The organism is Cupriavidus sp. C2SS-8b (assembly GCF_057073745.1).
In genome coordinates this window covers 697,445-713,693 of record NZ_CP172716.1, presented here as the reverse complement: position 1 = coordinate 713,693, position 16,249 = coordinate 697,445, and the positions used below count along the sequence as shown (strand labels likewise).

14 protein-coding genes are annotated in these 16,249 nt (G+C 65.9%); 1 reads left to right on the top strand and 13 read right to left on the bottom strand.

Annotated features, from left to right (window positions below):
- Positions 1-456: 456 nt before the first annotated feature.
- Entirely contained in the window at positions 457-2,118 is a 1,662-nt protein-coding gene (locus ACIGJB_RS03265; protein ID WP_483732246.1) for a SulP family inorganic anion transporter, read from the top strand.
- Between the two features lie 152 nt (positions 2,119-2,270).
- On the opposite strand, the gene ACIGJB_RS03260 is transcribed toward ACIGJB_RS03265, so the two are convergent.
- From ACIGJB_RS03260 to ACIGJB_RS03200, 13 genes are all read right to left on the bottom strand, one after another.
- Positions 2,271-4,541 (bottom strand): Orn/Lys/Arg family decarboxylase, encoded by a 2,271-nt coding sequence (locus ACIGJB_RS03260; RefSeq protein WP_483731373.1) that lies wholly within the window; start codon positions 4,539-4,541, stop codon positions 2,271-2,273.
- A gap of 162 nt (positions 4,542-4,703) precedes the next feature.
- Positions 4,704-5,270 (bottom strand): dCTP deaminase, encoded by a 567-nt coding sequence (dcd, locus tag ACIGJB_RS03255; protein WP_483731372.1) that lies wholly within the window; start codon positions 5,268-5,270, stop codon positions 4,704-4,706.
- Between the two features lie 83 nt (positions 5,271-5,353).
- Positions 5,354-6,184, bottom strand: coding sequence for a formate dehydrogenase accessory sulfurtransferase FdhD (locus ACIGJB_RS03250; RefSeq protein WP_483731371.1), 831 nt, complete (start codon positions 6,182-6,184; stop codon positions 5,354-5,356).
- Positions 6,185-6,246: 62 nt separating this feature from the next.
- Complete coding sequence (locus tag ACIGJB_RS03245) at positions 6,247-6,576, bottom strand: hypothetical protein (RefSeq protein WP_483731370.1); 330 nt, start codon at positions 6,574-6,576, stop codon at positions 6,247-6,249.
- 36 nt (positions 6,577-6,612) lie between these two features.
- A complete protein-coding gene (locus ACIGJB_RS03240) occupies positions 6,613-7,824 on the bottom strand; it encodes a formate dehydrogenase subunit gamma (protein ID WP_483731369.1) in 1,212 nt (403 codons plus the stop codon).
- Between the two features lie 43 nt (positions 7,825-7,867).
- Complete coding sequence (locus ACIGJB_RS03235) at positions 7,868-8,104, bottom strand: hypothetical protein (RefSeq protein ID WP_483731368.1); 237 nt, start codon at positions 8,102-8,104, stop codon at positions 7,868-7,870.
- Positions 8,101-8,781, bottom strand: a complete 681-nt coding sequence (gene fdh3B, locus ACIGJB_RS03230) for a formate dehydrogenase FDH3 subunit beta (RefSeq protein ID WP_483731367.1) — start codon at positions 8,779-8,781, stop codon at positions 8,101-8,103. The genes ACIGJB_RS03235 and fdh3B overlap by 4 nt, the downstream gene beginning before the upstream one ends.
- A gap of 15 nt (positions 8,782-8,796) precedes the next feature.
- The gene (locus ACIGJB_RS03225) at positions 8,797-11,826 is read right to left on the bottom strand and encodes a molybdopterin-dependent oxidoreductase (RefSeq protein WP_483731366.1); all 3,030 of its coding nucleotides are present in this window, start codon (positions 11,824-11,826) and stop codon (positions 8,797-8,799) included.
- Between the two features lie 70 nt (positions 11,827-11,896).
- Positions 11,897-12,112: a formate dehydrogenase gene (locus ACIGJB_RS03220; RefSeq protein WP_483731365.1), complete on the bottom strand. Its 216-nt coding sequence runs from the start codon at positions 12,110-12,112 to the stop codon at positions 11,897-11,899.
- Between the two features lie 134 nt (positions 12,113-12,246).
- Positions 12,247-12,876, bottom strand: a complete 630-nt coding sequence (locus ACIGJB_RS03215; protein WP_483731364.1) for a TorD/DmsD family molecular chaperone — start codon at positions 12,874-12,876, stop codon at positions 12,247-12,249.
- 31 nt (positions 12,877-12,907) lie between these two features.
- Positions 12,908-15,070, bottom strand: coding sequence for a 4Fe-4S dicluster domain-containing protein (locus ACIGJB_RS03210; RefSeq protein WP_483731363.1), 2,163 nt, complete (start codon positions 15,068-15,070; stop codon positions 12,908-12,910).
- Positions 15,071-15,168: 98 nt separating this feature from the next.
- Positions 15,169-15,723, bottom strand: a complete 555-nt coding sequence (locus ACIGJB_RS03205; protein ID WP_483731362.1) for a DUF3306 domain-containing protein — start codon at positions 15,721-15,723, stop codon at positions 15,169-15,171.
- Between the two features lie 12 nt (positions 15,724-15,735).
- Positions 15,736-16,248: a DUF3305 domain-containing protein gene (locus ACIGJB_RS03200; protein WP_483731361.1), complete on the bottom strand. Its 513-nt coding sequence runs from the start codon at positions 16,246-16,248 to the stop codon at positions 15,736-15,738.
- Position 16,249: the final 1 nt, after the last annotated feature.

Sequence of the window (16,249 nt, the reverse complement as noted above, 5' to 3'; positions counted from 1 at the left end):
AGAAAAGTTTGACCACCGGTTGCAAGGACCGCCTTCGCCGCGCAGCCGGCGCGATGCGCTGCTCCGTCCCATCGAAAGACAGCCCACGCCGGCAAGCAGATGCCGGCGCTGCCACGGCAGCCTTGACCGCCTCATTCCGTCGCGGCAAGAGAACTGGCTGTCGCTGGCGCCACCTCTGACAGGCTTATTGCTCACCGGGAACCCTGCCGCGCCGCCGCAGCAAGATTCCCTGCACCGGCTGTCCGGCAATCGATCTCAGGCCTGAACCCCTGACCTTGCAAACGCCATGCCCGGCAGCCTGCGCCGATTGCTATGCTAGGAATCGTCCACATCGAACGCTGTGGCGTTACCGAAAAAGGGAGCCTCGTGTCCAACCACCCCCTTAGCCCCCCGGCACGCAAGTCGGCGAAAGCCCCTTCCACTTCCGGCTGGCTGCACTGGCTGCCGGGCCTGCAGATGCTGCGCACGTATCAGGCTGCCTGGCTGCCGCGCGACCTGGCGGCGGGGCTGGTGCTCACGACCATGCTGGTGCCGGTCGGCATCGCCTATGCCGAGGCATCGGGCGTGCCAGGCATCTATGGCCTGTACGCCACCATCGTCCCGCTGCTCGCCTACGCGCTCTTCGGCCCGAGCCGCATCCTGGTGCTGGGGCCCGACTCAGCGCTGGCGGCGCCGATCCTCGCCGTGGTGGTGCAGCTGTCCGCCGGCGATCCGGCGCGCGCCATCACCATCGCCAGCATGATGGCGGTGGTATCAGGCGTGGTCTGCATCGCCGTCGGCCTGTTGCGGCTGGGCTTTATCACCGAGCTGCTGTCCAAGCCGATCCGCTATGGCTATATGAACGGCATCGCGTTCACCGTGCTCGTCAGCCAGTTGCCCAAGCTGTTCGGCATTTCGATCGAAGATGCGGGGCCGTTGCGGGAGCTATGGAGCCTGGGCACCGCCGTGGCGGCCGGCAAGGCCAACCTGTACAGCGTGGCCGTGGGCGGCGCGAGCCTGGTGCTGATCCTGCTGCTGAAACGGTTCGAGCGCGTGCCCGGCGTGCTGATCGCGGTGGTGCTGGCCACGCTTAGCGTGAGCCTGTTCGGTCTCGATGCACACGGAGTCAAAGTGCTTGGCAAGATGCCGCAAGGCCTGCCCGCCTTCGCCTTGCCGTACCTGAGCGGGGTCGATCTCACCCATATCGTGGTGGGCGGCTGTGCCGTCGCCCTGGTCGCGTTCGCCGATACCAGTGTGCTGTCGCGCACCTACGCGGCGCGCCTGAAATATCCGGTCGATCCGAACCAGGAAATGGTAGGGCTGGGCGCCGCCAACCTCGCTGCCGGATTGTTCCAGGGCTTTCCGATCAGCAGCAGCGCGTCACGCACGCCGGTGGCCGAAGCCGCCGGTGCGCGCACGCAGCTGACCGGCGTGGTCGGCGCGCTGGCGGTGGCGGCGTTGCTGCTGTTTGCGCCGGACCTGATGCGCTACCTGCCCAGCAGCGCACTGGCCGCCGTCGTCATCGCGGCGGCCATCGGCCTGTTCGAGTTTGCCGACCTCAAGCGGATCTACCGCATCCAGCAGTGGGAATTCTGGCTGGCGATGGCATGCTTTGCCGGCGTTGCGGTCTTCGGCGCGGTGCCGGGCATCGGCCTGGCCGTGGTCATCGCCATCATCGAGTTCCTGTGGGACGGCTGGCGTCCGCACCACGCGGTGCTCGGCCGCGCCGACGGCGTTCGCGGCTACCACGACGTGGAGCGCTACCCGAACGCGCGCCGCGTGCCGGGCCTGGTGCTGTTCCGCTGGGATGCGCCGCTGTTCTTCGCGAATGCCGAGCTGTTCCAGGAATGCGTACTGCGCGCCGTCGATGCCTCGCCCACGGCAGTGCGGCGCGTGGTGGTGGCAGCCGAGCCGGTGACCAGCGTCGACGTGACCTCGGCGGACATGCTGCGGGAACTCGACAAGACCCTGGACGAGCGCAGCATCGAACTCCACTTCGCGGAGATGAAGGATCCCGTCAAGGACAAGCTCAAGCGCTTCGAACTGTTCGACAACCTGGGTAAGGATGCTTTCCATCCCACGGTCGGCGCGGCAGTGGATGACTACCTGAGCGACTTCGGGGTGGACTGGAAGGCGTGACGAGCCAAATAGACATCAAAATTCCGACGCCCTGCTCCCCTCTCCCATAAATGGGCGAGGGGAGACAACCCTCGGAATGTCGACTGCCCCGCAAACGAAAGCGGCGGACCACCTGTTGGCAGTCCGCCGCTTTTGCGACGTCAGCGTAAAGCTCAGCTGCCCTGCTTCACGCAATCCACGAAGTAAGCCTTCTGGCCGTCGACCTCTTCCAGCACCAGCCCGTGCACGTCCGTCTCGAAGCCCGGGAAGAGCTTGTTGAACTCGCGCGCGAACTTCAGGTACTGGACGATGATGCGGTTGAAGCGCTCGCCCGGGATCAGCAGCGGGATGCCCGGCGGGTACGGCGTCAGCAGGATGGCGGTGACGCGGCCTTCCAGCTCGTCCACCGGCACGCGCTCGATCTCGCGGTGCGCCATCATGGCCCACGCATCCGACGGCTTCATCGCCGGCTCCATGTCCGACAGGTACATCTCGGTGGTCACGCGCGCCACGTCGTTGGCCTTGTAGACGCTGTGCACGGCGTCGCACAGGTCACGCAGGCCCATGCGCTCGTATTGCGGGTGCTTGCCGACGAACTCGGGCAGCACGCGCCACAGCGGCTGGTTCTGGTCGTAGTCGTCCTTGAACTGCTGCAGCTCGGTCACCAGCGAATTCCAGCGGCCCTTGGTGATGCCGATGGTGAACATGATGAAGAACGAGTACAAACCCGTCTTCTCGATGATGATGCCGTGCTCGGCCAGGTACTTGGTGACGATGGCCGCAGGGATGCCGCGCTCGCTGAACTCGCCGTCCACGTCCAGCCCCGGGGTGATGAGCGTTGCCTTGATCGGGTCGAGCAGGTTGAAGCCGTCGGCCAGGTCGCCGAAGCCGTGCCAGCGCTCGTTGGCCTTGAGCATCCATTCCTCGCGCTCCGGCATGCCCTCTTCGTTCAGCGTGTCGGGACCCCAGACCTTGAACCACCAGTCGCCGTTCTGCCCGGCGTCGTAGTCGCCCTCCACCTTGCGCATGGCGCGGCGGAAGTCCAGCGCTTCCTGGATGCTTTCTTCCACCAGCGCGGTGCCGCCCGGCGCTTCCATCATCGCCGCGGCCACGTCGCACGAGGCGATGATCGAATACTGCGGGCTGGTCGAGGTGTGCATCAGGTACGCCTCGTTGAAACGGTAGCGGTCCAGCTTGCGCGTCTCGGAATCCTGCACGAGGATCTGCGACGCCTGCGACAGCCCGGCGAGCAGCTTGTGCGTGGACTGCGTGGCGAACACCAGCGCGTCCTTGCTGCGCGGGCGGCCGCGGCCGATCGCGTGCATGTCGTGATAGAAGTCGTGGAACGCGGCGTGCGGCAGCCAGGCCTCATCGAAATGCAGCGTGTCGATTTCCGACGCCAGCATCTCCTTGATCTGCTCGGCGTTGTACAGCACGCCGTCATAGGTGCCCTGCGTGATCGTCAGGATGCGCGGCTTCTGGTTTTTCGCCTTGCTGGCAAACGGGTGGCTGGCGATCTTCCGGCGAATGGTCTCCGGATCGAACTCGCTCTTCGGGATCGGGCCGATGATGCCGTAGTGGTTGCGCGTGGGCATCAGGAACACCGGGATCGCGCCCGTCATCATGATCGCGTGCAGGATCGACTTGTGGCAGTTGCGGTCCACCACCACGATGTCGCCCGGCGCCACGTTGGCGTGCCACACCATCTTGTTCGATGTCGACGTGCCGTTGGTCACGAAGTACATGTGGTCCGAATTGAAGATGCGCGCGGCATTGCGCTCGGATGCCGCCACCGGGCCGGTGTGGTCCAGCAGCTGGCCAAGTTCATCGACCGCGTTGCAGACGTCGGCGCGCAGCATGTTCTCGCCGAAGAACTGGTGGAACACCTGGCCCACCGGGCTCTTCAGGAATGCCACGCCGCCCGAGTGGCCCGGGCAGTGCCACGAGTACGACGAATCCTGCGCGTAGTCGATCAGCGCCTTGAAGAACGGCGGCGCCAGCGTGTCGAGGTAGACCTTGGCTTCGCGGATGATGTGGCGTGCCACGAATTCGGGGGTGTCCTCGAACATGTGGATGAAGCCGTGCAGCTCGCGCAGGATATCGTTCGGGATATGGCGCGAGGTGCGGGTCTCGCCGTACAGGAAGATCGGCAGGTCGGTGTTGCGGCGGCGCACTTCGTTGACGAACGCGCGCAGCTTCTCGATGGCGGCCACTTCGGGACGGTCATCGGCGGTCACGAACTCGTCGTCGTCGATCGACACGATAAAGGTCGAGGCTCGGCTCGACTGCTGCGCGAACGAGGTCAGGTCCCCGTAGCTGGTGAGGCCCATGACCTCCATGCCTTCTTTCTCGATCGCTTCGGCCAGCGCGCGGATGCCCGAGCCGGAGATGTTCTCGGAGCGGAAGTCTTCGTCAATGATGATGACGGGGAAGCGGAATTTCATCGGGCATCCTTGATGGGAAAGCAGGACATAAAGGACTGAGCCACATGGCCGGCAGGGGTTCCCCTGCGACGGCGGCATGTGGCTCTCACGTCAGTTCTTGGCGCCCGCGCGTCGATCTATCGCGGGCCGTCCGTTCCGGCAAACGCCGGCATTGTAATGCGCTCAGGTCTTCGGCAGTGTGACGCCGTGCTGGCCCTGGTACTTGCCGCCCCGGTCGGCGTACGAGGTCTCGCAGACTTCGTCGCTTTCAAAGAACAGCACCTGGGCGCAACCTTCGCCGGCGTAGATCTTGGCGGGCAGCGGCGTGGTGTTGGAGAACTCCAGCGTCACATAGCCTTCCCATTCGGGCTCGAACGGCGTCACGTTGACGATGATGCCGCAGCGCGCATAGGTGCTCTTGCCCAGGCAGATGGTCAGCGTGCTGCGCGGGATGCGGAAATACTCCATCGTGCGCGCCAGGGCGAACGAGTTCGGCGGGATGATGCAGACGTCACCCTTGAAATCCACGAAAGATTTCTCGTCGAAGTTCTTCGGGTCGACGATGGTGCTGTTGATATTGGTGAAGATCTTGAATTCGTCGGCGCAGCGGATGTCGTAGCCGTAGCTCGACGTGCCGTACGAGACGATCTTGCGCCCGTCGGCCTCCCGCACCTGGCCGGGTTCGAACGGCTCGATCATGCCGTGCTGTTCCGCCATGCGGCGGATCCACTTGTCGGATTTGATGCTCATAGGGTCGGGAGGGTAAACGCTTAGGCAGAGTGCGCCGAATTGTACAACCAATCGGCCCGCGCGCCCCTCAATTGAAATGCTGCCTATGCGACCACTTCCTCGGACAGCCGGTGATGGAAGCGTTCGTTCCCGGTGTAAAGCAAAAAGTGCTTGCCCGTACACCTCGCGAAGAGCGTCAGGTTGACCCGCTGCGCCATCTGGTAGCCCATCTGCGTCACCCCCGAGCGCGACAGCAAGAACGGGATGCCCATCTGCGCGCCCTTGATCACCATTTCCGAGGTCAGGCGCCCGGTGGTGTAGAAGACCTTGTCGTCGCCGCGCATGTCTTCCAGCCACATGCGTCCCGCGATCGCATCGACCGCATTGTGGCGGCCCACGTCCTCCACGAACATCAGCAGCTCGCTGCCGCGGAACAGCGCGCAGCCATGCACCGAGCCCGCCTGCTTGTACACCGACTGCTGCAGGCGGATGGTGTCGATGATGCCGTACAAGGTGTCCTGGTCCAGCGTGGCCCCGGCCGGCAGCCGGACATTGTCGATCTCGTCGAGCAGCGAGCCAAATACCGTGCCCTGCCCGCAACCCGTGGTGACCACGCGGCGCGCGGTGCGTTCCTCGATGCGGTCAATGCCCGTCCGGGTGGTCACGGCAGCCGATTCGGTCTCCCAGTCCACCTGCACGGCGGCGATGTCCTCGATCGACTCGACCAGACGCTGGTTGCGCAGGTAGCCGAGCACCAGGTGTTCGGGCGCCCCGCCCAGCGTCATCAGCGTGACCAGTTCGCGCTTGTCGAGATAGACCGTGAGCGGGCGCTCCCCGGGCAGGTAAGCCGGGCGGGCGCGCCCCAGTTCATCGACGACCTCCACTTCTTCGATCAGGGGAACGGCCGCGTGGGTGAGTTCGGGACGCAGGGGCATGGGTGGCGAAGTCGGGCTGCTCAGGTTTGCCCCACGCCGGCTTTCAAGCGATGGGGCCAGGGTTAAGGCGCCTTTGCGGTCGATTGTACTGCCGCTGCGGCGGCCGGTGCCTGGGGCGCCGCGTACGGCCCGGGATCGGCACAAGCAGCGGTCTGCACGGGATCGTGCGTGGCATTGCCGCGGGCTTTCATGTCGCCGTAGTAGCGCGCCGCGATCCTGTCCTGCGACTTGCATAGCTGGAACGCCGCAACCTTGTCAGCCCAGGCCGTACGCGCCTTGGTTTCTGCGGCCTTGGCCTGCTGCGCATCGGTCGGCGGCGGCAGCTTGGCTAGCGCGCCCTGGGTACCCACGGCGCCGGCGGCCAGGGCAATCAGCATCAGCATGCGTTTCATGGTCTGTATTCGGTGAAAGGGTGCCATGCCGGTGCCTCAAGCTTCGCCGGGATTGCGCCGGCGCGCCGCCTTGGGCTCCGGCGTCGCCGAGCGCTGGACCGGGATCTTGCCGGCCTTGATGTCGTCATACCAGTGCTCGTGATGCTCCTTGGCCCAGGCCTCGTCGACCCAGCCGTCGCGCATGGCACGGTAGGCGCCTTCCATGCCGATGGTTCCCATGTAGATATGGCCCAGCGACATCGCGATCATCAGCACCGCGGCGATGCCGTGGATCACGTTGGCGATCTGCATGGTGGCCCGGTAGTACTCGAGCCCGGGCACGATCATGTCGAGCACCCAGCCGGATGCGGACAGGATCAGGCCGAAGATCACCAGGCCTGCCCAGAACCACATCTTCTCGCCGGCGTTGAAGCGGCCGCTCGGCACATGCTTGCCGCTTGCCAGGCCACCGAGGCTGGTCAGCCAGTGCAGGTCATCGCGGCTTGGCAGGTTGCTGCGCACAAAGATCACGAAGGCGACGATGATCGACAGCGTGAACACCGGGCCGGCCAGGTTATGGATGTTCTTCAGCAGGTAGGTGAGCCAGCCGAACAGCGTATGGCCCATCAACGGCAGCAGGAAATGCTTGCCGAACAGCATCACGATGCCCGACACCGCGAGCAGCACGAACGCGATCGCCATGGTCCAGTGGACGATGCGCTCGAACGGCGTAAAGCGTTCGATCATGCGTCCGGTGCGCGGCTCGCGCAGCGGAATGGTGCCGCGCCACAAAAAGAAGCCAAGAATCGCCAGCGGCACCACCACCAGCAGCCAGCCGCCCCACACCGTGATCACGCCATTGCGGAACAACCGCCACTGCTGCCCCGTGCGCTGGATCAGCACGCCGGCCTCCTTGTACGGCAGGCTGCTGTAGTGGGCCTGGTCGGAATTGACTTCGCGCCAGACCGGCGCATTGTTGCCGGGCTGCGTCAGCGTGCGCTCCTTCTGCGACCGCGCCTCATTGGCGATGTCGCGGCGCGGCACGTTGAAGATGTTCTCCGAGGCAATGCCGGCATACGGCTGCACAGGATGCGTGGCCGGATTGTTCGCGTCAGCCGCTTGTGTGGGCTGAACCTGCGGGGCCTGGGCGGCTTGCGGCGCGGAGGCGGGCGCCTGCGCGGCAGCGCCACCGCTGGCGAACGTCAACATGGCCAGGGCGCCTGCGGCAAGCCAGGCACGCCAGCCGCACATATTCTGCGTGGGCCTCATATGCGCTCCTTCGGGTCGTCACCCCGCCCTGCCTGCGGTGCAGTCATGGCGTGCGGTTGTATTCGTTCTGCAGCTGGTTGCGCTGTCGGATCTGGTTGGTCCAGCTGGTCTTGTCACCGGCGGTCCAGCCCTTGACGACGAACGGGTCGTCCGGCGCGCCCTGGTAGGCGACCGCATCCGACTTCTTGTGCGAGGCCGTCGTGGTCTGCGGCTTCTCGCCACAGCCGGCGAGCAGCAAGCCGGCCACGGCCAGCATGGCCGCCATCGGAATGCGCGTCATGATGGTTGCCCTCCGTTGCCGCTGGCAGGCGCCGGGTTGGCCGGTGCGGCAGGTGCCGCCGGTGCAGCGGGCGCCTGCTGGGCGCCAGCACGATTCCCGTATGCAGTGCCCCAGCCCCACACATCGCCGCCCTTGCCGCGCTTGATCACGCGGTTGCGCAGGATGTCGGCGATCACGTCGCCGTCGCCGCCGAGCAGCGCCTTGGTCGAGCACATTTCCGCGCACAGCGGCAGCTTGCCCTCGGCCAGCCGGTTGCGGCCGTACTTCTCGAACTCCGCTTCAGAGCCGTTCTTCTCGGGACCGCCCGCGCAGAAGGTGCACTTGTCCATCTTGCCGCGCACGCCGAAGGTGCCGGTGGACGGAAACTGCGGTGCGCCGAACGGGCACGCGTACGAGCAGTAGCCGCAGCCGATGCAGACGTCCTTGTCGTGCAGCACCACGCCGTCCTCGGTGCGGTAGAAGCAGTCGACCGGGCAGACCGCCATGCACGGCGCATCCGAGCAGTGCATGCAGGCCACGGAGATCGACTTCTCCGCGCCGACCATGCCGTCGTTGATGGTGACCACGCGGCGCCGGTTGACGCCCCATGGCACCTCGTTCTCGTTCTTGCAGGCGGTGACGCAGCTGTTGCACTCGATGCAGCGTTCGGCGTCACAGATAAATTTCATGCGTGCCATGGTTTCATCCTGCCCTTATGCAAAGCGTTCGATCTGGCAAATGGTGGTCTTGGTTTCCTGCATCATCGTGACCGAGTCATAGCCGTACGTGGTGGCCGTATTGACCGCCTCGCCGCGCACCACCGGCATCGCGCCATCCGGGTAGTACGCCTTCAGGTCCTTGCCCTGCCACCAGCCCGAGAAGTGGAACGGGATGAAGGCGGTATCGGGGCCCACGCGCTCGGTCACGAGCGCTCGTACCTTGATGGTGGCGCCCGTCGGCGTCTTGACCCAGCAGAAGTCGCCATTGCGGATGCCGCGCTGGGACGCGGCGACCGGATTGATCTCGACGAAGTTCTCCTGCTGCAGTTCGGCCAGCCACGGATTCGACCGGGTTTCCTCGCCGCCGCCCTCGTATTCCACCAGGCGGCCCGAAGTCAGGATGATCGGGAACTTCTCGTAGACCTTGTTCTCGACGTTGCGCTGCTGCACGGTCTTGTACAGCGTGGGCAGGCGCCAGAACGCCATCTTGTCGTCGTGGGTCGGGTACTTCGCGACCATGTCGGGCCGCGTCGAGTACAACGGCTCGCGGTGCTGCGGAATCGGGTCCGGGAAGTTCCACACCACGGCACGCGCCTTGGCGTTGCCGAACGGATGGCAGCCATGCACCTTGAGCACCACGCGCTGGATGCCGCCCGACAGGTCGGTCTTCCAGTTCTTGCCTTCGGCGGCTTTTTTCTCGGCGTCCGTCAGGTCGTCCCACCAGCCCAGCTTCTTGAGCAGCACGTGATCGAACTCGGGATAGCCCGTGGTGATCTCGGCCCCCTTCGAGTACGAACCGTCCTCGGCCAGCAGGTTGACGCCGTCGCGCTCCACGCCGAAGTTCGCGCGGAAATTGCCGCCGCCTTCCATCACATGCTTGCTGGTGTCGTACAGGTTGGGCGAGCCCGGATGCTTGAGTTCCGGGTTGCCGTAGCACGGCCACGGCAGGCCGAAGTAGTCGCCGGTCAGGTCATAACCGGTCTCGGCATCCTTGCCGCCCTTGCAGAGCAACGTCTTCACGTCGAACATCTGCATATTGCGCATATGCGCCTTGAGCCGTTCCGGCGACTGGCCGGTGTAGCCGATGGTCCAGTTGCTGCGGTTGATTTCGCGCAGGATCGACTCGATCTCCGGCTCCATCCACGTGCGGCCGGCGCGCTTCACCTCGATCATCTTGTAGTTCTTCGACAGCTCCTTGCCAAAGCCGAGCTTGTCCGCGAAGGCCTGCATGATGGTGTGGTCGGGCATCGATTCGAACAGCGGCTCGATCACCTTGTCGCGCCATTGCAGCGAACGGTTGGACGCCGTGCACGAACCCGAGGTCTCGAACTGCGTGCAGGCCGGCAGCAGGTAGACCGCGCGGTTCGGGTTGACCTTTTCGCCTTCGGCGCCCGGCATGTTGGCCATCGCCGCGGTGGCTGACGGATACGGGTCGACCACCACCAGCAGGTCGAGCTTGTCCATCGCCTTCTTCATTTCCAGGCCGCGCGTCTGCGAGTTCGGCGCATGGCCCCAGAAGAACACGCCGCGCACGTTGTTGTCCTGGTCGAGCAGTTCGTTCTTCTCGGTGACCAGGTCGATCCAGCGCGACACGGTCGAGCCGGACTTCTCCATCATGGCCTGCGAGACGAACTGCTTCTTGATCCATTCATAATCGACGTTCCACACCGCCGCATAGTGCTTCCACGCGCCGGTGGCCAGGCCGTAGTAGCCCGGCAGCGAATCGGGGTTGGGCCCGACGTCGGTGGCGCCCTGCACGTTGTCATGGCCGCGGAAGATATTGGCGCCGCCACCGGCGACGCCGATATTGCCCAGGGCAAGCTGCACGATGCACGACGCGCGCACGATCGCGTTGCCGATCGAGTGCTGGGTCTGGCCCATGCACCAGACCAGCGTGCTGGGCCGGTTCTTCGCCATGATCTCGGCGACCATCTTCACCTGCGCCTCGGGCACGCCGCAGACTTCCTCGACCTTGTCCGGCGACCACTTGGCCAGGATGTCTTCCTTGACCTTGTCCATGCCGTAGACGCGGTCGTGCACGAACTTCGGGTCGTCCCATCCATTCTGGAAGACGTGGTACAGCACGCCGAACAGGAAGGCGATGTCGGTGCCCGAGCGGATGCGCACGTAGTGGTCGGCCTTCGCGGCCGTGCGCGTGAAGCGCGGGTCCACCACGATCACCTTGCAGCCATTCTCCTTCGCATGCAGCAGGTGCAGCATCGACACCGGGTGCGCCTCGGCCGCGTTGGAGCCGATATACAGAGCCGCTTTCGAGTTCTGCATATCGTTGTACGAATTCGTCATCGCCCCGTAGCCCCAGGTGTTCGCCACGCCCGCCACGGTGGTGGAGTGGCAGATGCGCGCCTGGTGGTCGGTATTGTTGGTGCCGAAGAACGACACCCATTTGCGCATGAGGTAGGACTGCTCGTTGCTGTGCTTGGACGAGCCGATGAAGAACATGGAATCCGGTCCGGTCTGCTGGCGGATCTCCTTCATCTTCGCGGTGATCTCGTCGAGCGCCTGGTCCCAGCCGATACGCTGGTACTTGCCGTTGACCAGCTTCATCGGGTACTTCAGGCGATATTCGCCATGGCCGTGCTCGCGCAGCGCGGCGCCCTTGGCGCAGTGCGCGCCCATATTGATGGGCGAGTCGAACACCGGCTCCTGCCGCACCCAGACGCCGTTCTGCACCACGGCATCGACCGCGCAGCCCACCGAGCAGTGGCCGCACACGGTGCGCCTCACCACGATGCCGCCCTTGCCTTCGGCGGCGGCGACGGTCTTGTCGTCCGCGGCATCGGCCTTGCGCAGCAGCGTCAGTTGCGAGGCCGCCAGTCCGGCCCCGACACCAATGCCGGAGCGCTTGAGAAAACTGCGCCGGTCCATGGTCGGCATGGCGCCGGCCAGGCCCGCGGCAAGTCGAGTGGAAAGCCGGCCTGGTGTTGCCGGCGTATTCGTCTGTGCGAGGCTGTCAGCCAGCCGGGTAGATGTGCCCTGCGCCGCGCGCTTGCGGGTCAAGATCATGTCTCACCTCAACAGAGGAAAGCAGCAAATGCCAACTGGCGGTGCCGGATGGGCCGGCCCGCCCGCGTGCTCACACCAGCGTGGTGCGGTAGTACTTGCGAATGTGCTCGGACACCCGGTAGCCCGCTTGGTCCGACGGCACGTCGGTGGGCTCCGGGATCGCCGCGCCCTGGACCGGCACAGCCGGACCCCGCGCGGTCAGCGACGCTGCGCCGGCAGCGGCAGCGACAACTCCAGCGCCCGCAAGAAAGCTGCGGCGCGCGACCCTGGGTTGCGTCTCTTTCATGTGAGGCACTCCTCGGTTCGGCACGGGCATGCCGATGATTCAGCCGTTATGCGTTGTTATGCATATTCTAGGTGCAATATCGCTGAAAAACCATGGAGTTACCGGGTTAATCCCTATTACCGAAGACAATGCAATCAATGCATTTCGAGCGCCATGGCCTCGACATCTGCGAAGGCCTGCATCAATCCGGCAACGCTGCGATAGAAGCGCGCTTTCGGATGGCCGCTTAGTGCATCGCACAATTTCCCGATCCACGGCTGCAGGTGCTGCGCGTAGAAGCGCTGTTGTTCGCCGAGATTGGACACGGCGACATCATCGCCCGCCACGAGGAAACGCATCACCTCGCACAGCGCGGCGACGTGGTCCTCGGTTTCGCTGACATTGTCGTGCCGGACCAGCCCATAGCGGGCCAGGTCGTCGCGCAGGACCACCAGCGGCCGCTCGTTCAGGAAGCCGGTGAGGTAAAAGGAGCCGTACAGGAAGACCTCCTGACGCCCCACGCCGAGGAACAGTTCACGGTACTCGTCGGCGGCCTCGGCCTCGCTGGTGGTCGATGCCGCATCGCACAACGCATTCCACGCCTGGCCGAGTATCGTGCCCGAATTTTCGTCCGGCGCGCGGTTGGCGGCGATGTGGTGAAGCAGCGCCGCGTCCGGCGCGCGATAGAACAGCGTGGCCAGCAGGCCATACAAATCGGCGCGGGCAATGTCCTCGGTATCGTCTTCGGGCGCGGCGGTCAGCTGGATCGGCTGGAAATCTGTCATATCGTGATGTTTTTTGTCTGGGCGGAAACGCTTACCGGAGCGTGGCGCCGCTGATCGCCCCCGGGTCGCGCTCCATCATGTCGACGACCCGGCAATCGGGGCACATTTTGAGGCGCTCGGCGGCCGCGCCGGCAAACGCTGGATGTCCGGCCAGGCGCACCAGCATCGACTCCACCATCTGCGCGGTGCCGAACGGCTTGGCGCAGCGCACGCAGTGGAACGGCTGCGATTCATTGAGCGTGACGGCGCGCCGAGCGGCATCGCCGGCCAGCAGGCGCGGCACGAGCGTGATCGCGTTCTCCGGGCAGGTCTTCTCGCACAGGCCGCACTGCACGCAGTTGCGCTCCAGGAAGCCAAGCACCGGGCGCTCGGGGTTGTCGCGCAGGGCCTGGGTCGGGCACGCGCCCACGCAGGCCATGCACAGCGTGCAAGCCGCCGTGTCGACCGCCACCGCGCCGAACGGTGCCGCTGCAGGCAGCGGCACGATATCGGCCGGCACCGGCGCGTGCCGCACGAGGTGGTCGAGCGCGAACTCGAGCATCTCGCGCTTGGCGGCCACGGCACCGAATGGCGCAGGCGGCAACGCTTGCCGCGCGGGGCGCAGCGCGGCAAGCCCCTGGTCCAGCGACGCCGTATCGTTCGCCTCGACCAGCGACACGGCCTCGCCGTCGTAGCCGAGCCCGGCCAGCAGCGACCGCGCGACATCGATCTGCCCGATCAATGCGGTGCGGTACTGCGGCGCCTCGTCACCGGTCAGCAGCACCGCCACGCGCGCCGCGCCCCAGCACAGCGCCGCGAGCCAGAGTTCCAGCCCGGCCGAAGCCGGATGAAACACCTGCACCGGCATCACGTTCGGCGGCACGCCTTGCGCCTGCCCGGCGCGCGCGGCACGCCCCAGCGCCAGGATGGCCGGCGTGCCGGTCGCTTCCCCGTGCAGCAACACCACGGCATCGCGCCCGCCCGCTGAACGGTAGGCCGACAGCAGCGTGCGCAAGCGCGTGCCCAGCATCTCCGGCCCCGGATACGCGTAGCTGATCGCGCCGCTCGGGCAGACCGTGGTACATGCGCCGCAGCCCATGCAGAGATTGGGCGTGACCTCGATGCGGCCCTTGCCGTCATGCCATTGCGAGCGGATGGCCTGCGTCGAGCAGATGTCGATGCACGCGGTGCAGCCGGTGGTCTGGTTGCGGCCGTGGGCGCAGAGGCTTTCCTTGTAGCGGAAGAACTTGGGCTTCTCGAACTCGCCGACCAGTTGCGTCAGCGCCAGCGCCTGTTGCTGCTGGCGCAGCGCATCGGCGCCGGCATGCAGGTAGCCTTGCGGCGGCTCGTGCATGGTGAAGGCCGGTGCATCGTTGAGATCGAAGACGAGGTCGAAGCGGCCCTCGGAGATCGCCGGCGGCCGGTCGAAGTCGATTGCGGCCGCGGCGCCGCATGCCCGCACGCAATCGCGGTGCGCGCGGCAACGGTCCAGGTCGATCTGGTAGCTGAAGTCGATCGCCTGTTCCGGGCAGGCTTCGATGCAGGCATTGCACCGCGTGCAGAGATCGAGATCGATGGGATTCGCGCGGCCCGCACCGGTCTCCCAAGTGGCCGCAAAGGCGCCGAGCCAGCCGGCCAGGGTCTTCAGCGTGCCGCTGTGGACGGGGTAGGCGCGATCCGCGGGCGCGATACCCGGTTCCACGCGGCTATGTGGCGTGGCACCGGAAGGCAGCAGCACGGTGACTTCGAGCGCCATGGCCGCGAGACGCCCGGCCCACGGCAAGGCGCGGTCGGCGGGGCCCATCACGAGCACGGCGCCTTCGGAGCGGTAGTCCACCACCGGCACGGGATCCGGCTCGGGCAAGGCGGCCACGGCCAGCAAGGCGGCGATCTTCGCGTTGGCGGTTGCGGGATCGCGCTTCGCGCCCCGGGACCAGCCCCCAGTCTCGCGGATGTTCACGAAGCGCACGGGCGCTACCACCACGGCACGGCCATCGGCGCCGCGCGCAGCCTGGGCCGCGACTTCGGCGAACAGGTGTCGCTCCTGCGTGCAGGCGACGATCACATCGTCGGTGCCGTCGAGTGCGGCGGTGAAATCGCCGATTTCCCTGCGGCACAGCAGGCGGTGAACCTTCAGCGGCTCACCGTTGGCCTGGGACAGCGCCGCCCCGTCAAGCGGCATGGTGTCATTGCAATTGCAGATCAGCGTCGGCATGGCGAATGCGGCTGACCGGCCCGGGCACCCTTTCTTGCGAGGGTCTGCAGGCCGGGAATTGTGGGAGACCTATTGTAGGCCGGGCGTATGCCGGCGAGCTACGCGTGTTTGTCCGGGTCTGGTGCGGTCACTGGGACAGGTTGCGGGAGTACTCCGGCATCGTCCGATCCTTCGTCCGGCAAGGCCGCGGCGGCCTCTGCCGAGGGCCGCGGCAACGCCGGAGACTCCGCCGCGGCCGGCGCTTCCTCGTCATCGAACAGTCCCAGCGCCTTGGACTGGGTCAGGCGCCGCAGCACATCCGGCGGAATGGGGTCAGGCTTGCCGTAGTCGTCGATATAGGTGTCGAGGCCATCCATCACATTGAAGTGCGGATCGGCAAACAAGGTCTTGAGCGCGGCACGCTTGACGCCCTCGTCCACGCCGCGCGCGACAAAGCGCGCAATGTTGTCGCCGGGTCGCAGCAGCGCCACATCGGCCATGGTGGGGAGATCCACTGGCGCTTCGGTGGGCGTTGCTGGGACCTGAGCTTCGGCGGCGGGCAGCGGCCCGGGCTGAACCGGTTCAGCAACGGGCGGCTCGTCCGGCACGGAAGCGCCCTCCCGCACCGCGGCCTTGCGGCGCGACCAGCGTGACAGGAAGGACGATTCGCTCATGGCCGGCAGCCGTCAGTAGCGCGCGCGATCCTGCGGCGCCTTGAACGACTCGGGCCGGCGACGCTGCTTCGGTTCGGGACGGTAGTTCTGGTCGACGTAAGCCTGCAGCCATTCGCGCTGTTCGGGTGCAAGCGGCACGTTCTCCACGGTTTCGCCGGCATCGAGCCAGCGCCCCGCTTCGTTGTAGGACAGCGACACGGTGACGGGCACGGGCCGCGCCTCGTCCGCGGGAAGCTCTTCCTGCATGCGCCAGTGCACGAACCAGCAGGGCTGCGTCGAGGTCAGGTTGAGGTAGTAGCCTTCGCCCTGGTCATGGAACAGCGCGACCTCGAAACCGGGATAGAGCCAGCGCGCGCCGTGCTCGTCCTGTTCCAGGCACATGGGCGCGGCGCCGAACTCGCCCAGGTCGGGCCAGACCGCTTCGAGTTCCCATTTCCAGGACTGCCAGCGGCTTGCCAGCGCCACCCTTCGCATGACTACCGCCATGGTGACGGCGGGACGGGCTTGCGGCGCGGGCATGTCCATG